7 protein-coding genes are annotated in these 6,108 nt (G+C 56.2%); 3 read left to right on the top strand and 4 right to left on the bottom strand.

Annotation, left to right across the window (positions count from 1 at the left end):
* Both HUJ17_RS08250 and HUJ17_RS08245 read left to right on the top strand, forming a co-directional pair.
* On the top strand, positions 1 to 198 hold a 198-nt coding region (locus tag HUJ17_RS08250), incomplete at its 5' end, for a hypothetical protein (RefSeq protein ID WP_290510246.1).
* Entirely contained in the window at positions 195 to 1,343 is a 1,149-nt protein-coding gene (locus HUJ17_RS08245; protein ID WP_290510245.1) for a zinc-binding dehydrogenase, read from the top strand. The genes HUJ17_RS08250 and HUJ17_RS08245, both read left to right, overlap by 4 nt.
* Before the next feature lie 155 nt (positions 1,344 to 1,498).
* On the opposite strand, the gene HUJ17_RS08240 is transcribed toward HUJ17_RS08245, so the two are convergent.
* From HUJ17_RS08240 to HUJ17_RS08230, 3 genes are all read right to left on the bottom strand, one after another.
* Complete coding sequence (locus tag HUJ17_RS08240; protein WP_290510244.1) at positions 1,499 to 2,311, bottom strand: MipA/OmpV family protein; 813 nt, start codon at positions 2,309 to 2,311, stop codon at positions 1,499 to 1,501.
* Positions 2,312 to 2,327: 16 nt separating this feature from the next.
* A complete protein-coding gene (locus HUJ17_RS08235) occupies positions 2,328 to 3,017 on the bottom strand; it encodes a DUF1223 domain-containing protein (RefSeq protein WP_290510256.1) in 690 nt (229 codons plus the stop codon).
* A gap of 296 nt (positions 3,018 to 3,313) precedes the next feature.
* The gene (locus tag HUJ17_RS08230) at positions 3,314 to 3,733 is read right to left on the bottom strand and encodes a universal stress protein (protein ID WP_290510243.1); all 420 of its coding nucleotides are present in this window, start codon (positions 3,731 to 3,733) and stop codon (positions 3,314 to 3,316) included.
* Between the two features lie 433 nt (positions 3,734 to 4,166).
* Here HUJ17_RS08230 and HUJ17_RS08225 point away from each other — a divergent pair, with 433 nt between their 5' ends.
* Complete coding sequence (locus tag HUJ17_RS08225) at positions 4,167 to 4,967, top strand: hypothetical protein (RefSeq protein WP_290510242.1); 801 nt, start codon at positions 4,167 to 4,169, stop codon at positions 4,965 to 4,967.
* Between the two features lie 147 nt (positions 4,968 to 5,114).
* Here the strand turns inward: HUJ17_RS08225 and HUJ17_RS08220 are convergent, their stop codons facing one another.
* Positions 5,115 to 6,029: a pirin family protein gene (locus HUJ17_RS08220; protein ID WP_290510241.1), complete on the bottom strand. Its 915-nt coding sequence runs from the start codon at positions 6,027 to 6,029 to the stop codon at positions 5,115 to 5,117.
* Positions 6,030 to 6,108 lie beyond the last annotated feature (79 nt).

Below are 6,108 nucleotides of genomic sequence, written 5' to 3'. Positions count from 1 at the left end.
CCAAAATATAATTTTTATCGCAATGCTGATACTGCCAAAGGTTTTGAACAGCAGACCCATTGCCGCTACGCCACCTTCCTCTCCCCGGTCTCAATGAAGGCTGACCTATTTGGCTCCATGCGACCTGTTTCCCCGTGCCTGTTGCGCGACACTATAAGCATGCCAATCAAGTCAGCCTGCCATAAGGAAAAGCCATGAAAGCGGTTGTTTGCCACCACGGTGACTTTGCGGTCCAGGATGTGCCCGAGCCGGAACCGGGCAAGGGTCAGATACTTCTGAATGTGTTGCGTTGCGGCATCTGCGGGTCGGATCTGCATGCGCGTCATCACGCGGATGAACTGGCGGAGGCCACCGAGCGGGTCGGTTACCCGCACATCATGCGCAGCCATGAGCATGTGGTGTTGGGGCACGAGTTTGTGGGCGAGATCGCGGACTACGGCCCGAAGACCCATCGCCGCTGGAAGTCGGGCAAGCGCGTTGTGGCCATGCCCATGCGGCGCAATAACGGAATGGCGCATCTGACTGGCTTGTCCACCCAGGCCCCCGGCGCCTATGCCGAACGGGTGCTGGTGGAGGAATCCCTGGCCTTTCCTGTCACCAACGGTATTTCCGATGACCATGCGGCGCTGACCGAACCCATGGCGGTGTCCCTGCATGCGGTGAACCGCTCCGGGATAGGCCGTCGTGACACGGCCATCGTGATTGGGTGCGGGCCCATTGGTCTCGGGGTGATTGCCATGCTCAAGGCCAAGGGGGTGCGTCATATTGTCGCCAGTGATCTTTCCCCCACGCGCCGCAAGCTGGCCAGGGCCATGGGCGCCCATGTGGTGGTGGACCCGTCCCAGGGCAGCCCCTATGAGGGTATGGAAAAGCGCGGCTTTATTGTGAACGCGCCGCAGCTGTTCGATATGGCCCTGGATGGCATGGCCATGCTGCGCATGACGCCGTTGCCCTGGGAGCCCCTGTGGCGGGCGGCGGAAGTGGCCGGCGTGACTAACCCGAAGCGGCCGGTGATTTTCGAGTGCGTGGGCATTCCGGGGATGATCGAAAGTATCGTCGCGGATGCGCCGTTACGCTCCTGCATCGTGGTGGTGGGCGTCTGTATGAAACAGGACCACTTCTTCCCGGTGAATGCCATCAACAAGGAAATCGATCTGCGTTTTACCCTGGGCTACATGCCTATCGAATTTCGCGATGCGTTGCACATGATTGCCGAAGGCAAGGTGAATGTGGGGCCGATGATTACCGGTACGGTGGGGTTGTCCGGCGTGGATGAGGCCTTTGCCGCATTGGGTAATCCGGAGCAGCATGCCAAGATCCTGATTGATCCGGGCAAAGCCTGAGGAGAGAGTGAGTCGCCACGCTGCTGAAATGAATGCGCGGATGGAGCGGGTTCGACCTGCCCACGGCCATGGATAAGACAATCCCGCGTCGACTCTATTTTTCAGGGCGTCGAAGCGGGATGGTTTATTTACAGGCAGTGACCGTTGCTGGCATATCACCAGAAATAAAATATTCCCCCTATGGCAACCGAAGTGAGTGATCGATCATCAATGATGGGGCTGTCGGAAATTCCCTCGCCAAGATAATCCTCTTTTACCACAGCAAGAAAATGCCAGTGTTTTCCCGGTGTCCAGATAGCGGTCAAGGCGGCCTGATAGTTCAGTGAGCTATGCTCGCCATAGGCGGGCCGGCCGGGAGCGGCTTCATCGTCGTCCACCCCGTAAAAATGCTCCACCAATTGACCGTCTTGCCAAACCAGTCCCAGTGAGGGCGCGATGGTGACCTCTCCCCAGTTGATCCCGCGGCTGACAGTGACACTCGCTTCCAGGCCATCGCTCTCATTGCCGATATCTTTCAGTACGTTGGCAGAGAGTTGATACATGGCATGCTGATAGTCATAAGACAACCCGGCGAAGACGGTGCGGTGTGTCGTATCGATGCCGTTAAGTTCGCCATTGTCCGCAAAGCCTGCAGTGACTTCATAGAAGCGCGGCGTGACGAGCAGCCCCAGTACGCTATTGTCTTCTTTGAAGAGATCCAGGCCTGCATCAAGCCCTTCCACGCTGAAGCGTTTATAACGAAGGGAGAAATAGGGGAGCCCTTCGTGTTGTTCATCGACACCGACAAAAGGCCGTTCGGTGATTGACGTTGTGGCGCCGATGCCAAAGTGGCTGGTGTCATCCAGTGGAGCCCGGGAAAGCGGCGTGTTGATGGCGGTCGGGGCTGCCACGGCCAACGAAGCGGAAAGACACAGCAGGCTGGCGGCGATGTTACGAATACATGCCGAAGGATATGTGTTGGCAAACATGGAGGCTCCGTGGACGTTAATTGATGGTGGTTGTTGACGGCAGCAGGCCGCCGACGGCTTGCACGGGCCGAGGGTCGCTGCTCTGGCTGATCCAGGCCACCAATCCGATGCGTTGTTGGCCATGGTCGGGTGGCGACGGCAGTGTGACTTTCATCATGGAAGATGACATGGGGTGGTGATGCCACTGCAAAACAACGAAATCGTGTTGCAAGGTTTTGCCCCGATTCTCTCCGCGTTGTATCGAGGATATCAGGCCGAGGCCGATCCACGCCGTATTCAAGCGTGCGTCATCGGGAAGGGTGCCGTTGAATGTGGCCTGCAAGGTCGGGTGCTGGTAAGTAACAGATAGAGAGCCCACCTTTTTCTGTGACAGGGAATCCTGCCAGTTTCGATGGCGCTGGAAAAATCCGCGCCACTCATTGCCGTTGATAAAAAAGCCGGGTGTGTAGACGCGACTGACATCTTGAAGCTGAGCGTAGCGACGTTGTCGCTCACTGAAGGCCGGGCTGGCATAAGGATCAGCCCAGCCGATGTAATCCCAGTAATCCACGTGAAACGCCAGCGGGATAAACGTGGAAAAAAGCCCGTCCTGTTTTCCCAGGGATCGGACAAACCGGTCGGCCGGCGGACAGCTGCTGCAGCCCTCGGAGGTATAAAGCTCAATCAGTGAGACTTGTTGTTCGCCACTGCTGAATGTCAGGGGCATGCTGCCGGCGTTTAGCATGGCCGGCACGAGAAAAAGAAACAGGCTAAGCGGCGCTCGCATAAGAGATGTCCTATGTCATCCGTTAGCCCTTCGATGTCAGTCAGCAGCGTTCGTTACAGGCGGGGTTGGACGAAGAACCGGGGCGCTCAGGTTTTTCTATTCTTGGCTGACCCGGCTCTTCCCCCAAATTCGAGTAAATACGGGGCACCCACCAATTGTGCTAATTTCGGAATTCATGTTTGTCCGGACTGCCTGAAATTCCTGAGGCTGCCCGGATTTTCGCCTGGCCGTTGCCGCTAGCGAACGATGAAAACCGATACGTCGCTGTGTTTGACGATGTTTGCCCCATTGGAATGAATAATGTGCAGCTTGTCGCCAATGCCCGGGGGGTGGGAGGCCATGACAACCAGGTCCGCGCCCGTGTCCCTGATAGCTTCCAGAAGGCGGTCATCCAGTTCCACGGCAGTATCCGGTGTTGATATTACTTTGCTGTCAGTGTCGATGCCGTGGGCCTGGCCTTGTTCCTGGGCAAAGGTGCTGAGCTTGTCTGCCAGCTCTTCCGGGGTGTGTGCCACAGAAGATGGGGCGCTGCTGGTGACACTGACGTAGCACAGCGTTGCATTATAGTGCTTGGCTATGTCGATAGCTGTGCTGAGAGTTTTCGGGATTTTATCAGTGTGTGCCAGGTCGATGGGTACGAGTATCTTGCGATACATGGCATGTCTCCTTATCCAGGTTCAGTGATTGCATCACTTGATGTCCCAATAAAAAGCGTGGCATAGATCTACCGGTAGTGCCAAAAAGACGGAGTGAAATTTGATGCAAGACAAGGGGTAGGCAGAAATAAATTAAGTATCAGGTGGTGCGCCTCTCTTACGCGTTACCCACTTCAGCTTTACCTTGTAACTTTTTGGCTTCGCAAGGCCTTGATACGTGGCGGGTTTCGACAATGTGTTATGGGCCGGTGGTATTCAAGTGCCCCCCCCAAGGAAAAAGGCTGATAAACGCAAAAGGCATCACGGATTCGCTGGCTATCCGGATGCTATACCAGTGGTAGCTTGAAAGTCCGTGGGCGTGGGGATTTCATCCACCTTCCATGGTTGATACGAAACCCCAGGGATATGGGGAGATGGGTACAAGGAGAGACGAATGCGAAGCGCACTGTTTTTGATAACGGCGATGATTCTGACCGCCTGCCACCATCCGAGTCGCAGTTATGAAGTGAGATATCTGGAGCCTACTGCACGCCAGCAGCTTTACATGCGGGAAGAGGGCGACATGGCTGGCATTGATGCATTGTGTGGGGTGAATGTGTCGGGGCTGCCGGGGCAGGATTATCCCGGGCTGACGGAACCCACGTCGGCGGTGGTCGGTTATGAAAGCACGGATCTCCCCAAAAGCGCCCGGCCGCGCTGTCGGGTTGATGTGAATGTGGAGCACCATGCGTGGCTGTTGTTTGATTTAAGCGAAATCACCCGGGATGGCCAGCCCCGTACCCTGATAAAGGCAACACTCAGTGGCGAGGCGCACCCTGACAGTGATAACGCCAACTGCCAGGCTGATACTCCCTTTATTGCCTGGGTCAATTTTGCGCCGCCGTCGGTAGCCGTTCCGACAATGGATGAGGGCATGCCGCACAGCGGGATAGAAGCGCCCACGGTCATCATTGATGACGAACGCCTGAGCTTCCGCGAATACCATGAGCAGCTTTCCGCGGCCGGAGAGTTTACCCAGGGGCGGCATGGTAGCGCGCCGAATTTTGTGTATACCCTGAGTGATCGGGAAGTGGGTCGACTGGCTGAGACCTTTGCCACCGGGGACTGGATTTCTCCCGACCCTTACCATGCGGTGCTGGTCAGCGTGGAAAACCCGGCCCCGGGACGCGATAGCTATTGCCTGGAAGGGCTGGAAAATTTGAAGCTGACGCTTGTCTTTGCAGAAATGGAATAGCGCCACACAGGAACAAGCCGGGACACGACGCCGTTTGGTCGGCATGAAGGAAATGGGATGTTGCGTGTCCCGAGTGACTGCTGAGGATGAGCGGATACGCTTCGGAATGTCTTTCCTGTCTTGCCAGTTTGCGCTTGGCGGGAAAGGTTATTCGGGCATTGGAATAAATTCCTCCTCATCCCCCGGGACTTTGGGAAAGCGACCGGCTTTCCAGTCGGCTTTTGCCTGATCAATGCGCTCTTTTCGGCTTGATACAAAGTTCCATTCAATATACCGCTTGCCCAGAGGTTCGCCGCCCACGAGGGCAATCAGTGAATCTTCCGTTGCGGTAATGGACACGCCGGTTTGGTTGCCAAGGATTGCCATGTTGTGTTGTTCAATGCTGGTGTCTCTGGCTTGCAGGGCGCCTTCAACCACATAGAGGGCGCGCTCCTGGCTGTCGGGCAAGGTGAGTGTTTGTCCGGCTTTGAGTCGGGCTTCTATATAGAGTGTTTCGGCATAGGTCTTGACGGGTGAGGCTACCCCGTATGCCTCGCCCATGATGACTCTGACCGGGATGCCGTCAACATCAACGGAGGGGATGTCGGCAGAAGGATAATGGTAAAAGGCTGGCTCAACTTCCTCATCCGCTTCCGGCAGGGCCAACCAGAGTTGCAGGCCGTGAAGATTGTGATCGCGGGAAGTGATTTCAGGGCGCTCGCGCTCGGAGTGGACAATGCCTTTGCCGGCCACCATCAGATTAACGTCACCGGGCTGGATGGGCTGGAGACTGCCCAGTGAGTCACGGTGAAGAATTTCTCCCTCAAAGAGGTATGTCACGGTTGCCAGGTTGACATGGGGATGGGGGCGAACATTGATGCCTTTGCCCGCCGGAAAACTGGCGGGCCCCATGTGATCAAAGAAAATCCAGGGGCCAACGGTCTTGCGTTGTTTTGAGGGCAGAGTACGACGGACGGAAAAACCGCCCAAATCCTTGTCCTTGGGAATAAGCACCAGTTCAATGGCGCCACAGCCAGCGCTGGAATCGCAGTCGTGCTCTACGACAACTTCCTGGTTGCTCATGATGGTGTCTCCTGTGACATCGTTCATGGTTGGCGATGAATCGTTTCTATCGCTTCACGCAAGTTCGCCCTGGTTTGGT

Source organism: Alcanivorax sp. (assembly GCF_014762765.1).
In the GTDB taxonomy this organism is placed as follows: Bacteria; Pseudomonadota; Gammaproteobacteria; order Pseudomonadales; family Alcanivoracaceae; genus Alcanivorax.
This window is presented reverse-complemented; position numbering and strand designations above follow the sequence as displayed.

Coding starts and splice junctions, on each gene's coding strand:
- HUJ17_RS08245 (WP_290510245.1), top strand. CDS start 195: ATGAAAGCGGTTGTTTGCCACCACGGTGACTTTGCGGTCCAGGATGTG.
- HUJ17_RS08240 (WP_290510244.1), bottom strand. CDS start 2,311: ATGTTTGCCAACACATATCCTTCGGCATGTATTCGTAACATCGCCGCC.
- HUJ17_RS08235 (WP_290510256.1), bottom strand. CDS start 3,017: ATGCCCCTGACATTCAGCAGTGGCGAACAACAAGTCTCACTGATTGAG.
- HUJ17_RS08230 (WP_290510243.1), bottom strand. CDS start 3,733: ATGTATCGCAAGATACTCGTACCCATCGACCTGGCACACACTGATAAA.
- HUJ17_RS08225 (WP_290510242.1), top strand. CDS start 4,167: ATGCGAAGCGCACTGTTTTTGATAACGGCGATGATTCTGACCGCCTGC.
- HUJ17_RS08220 (WP_290510241.1), bottom strand. CDS start 6,029: ATGAGCAACCAGGAAGTTGTCGTAGAGCACGACTGCGATTCCAGCGCT.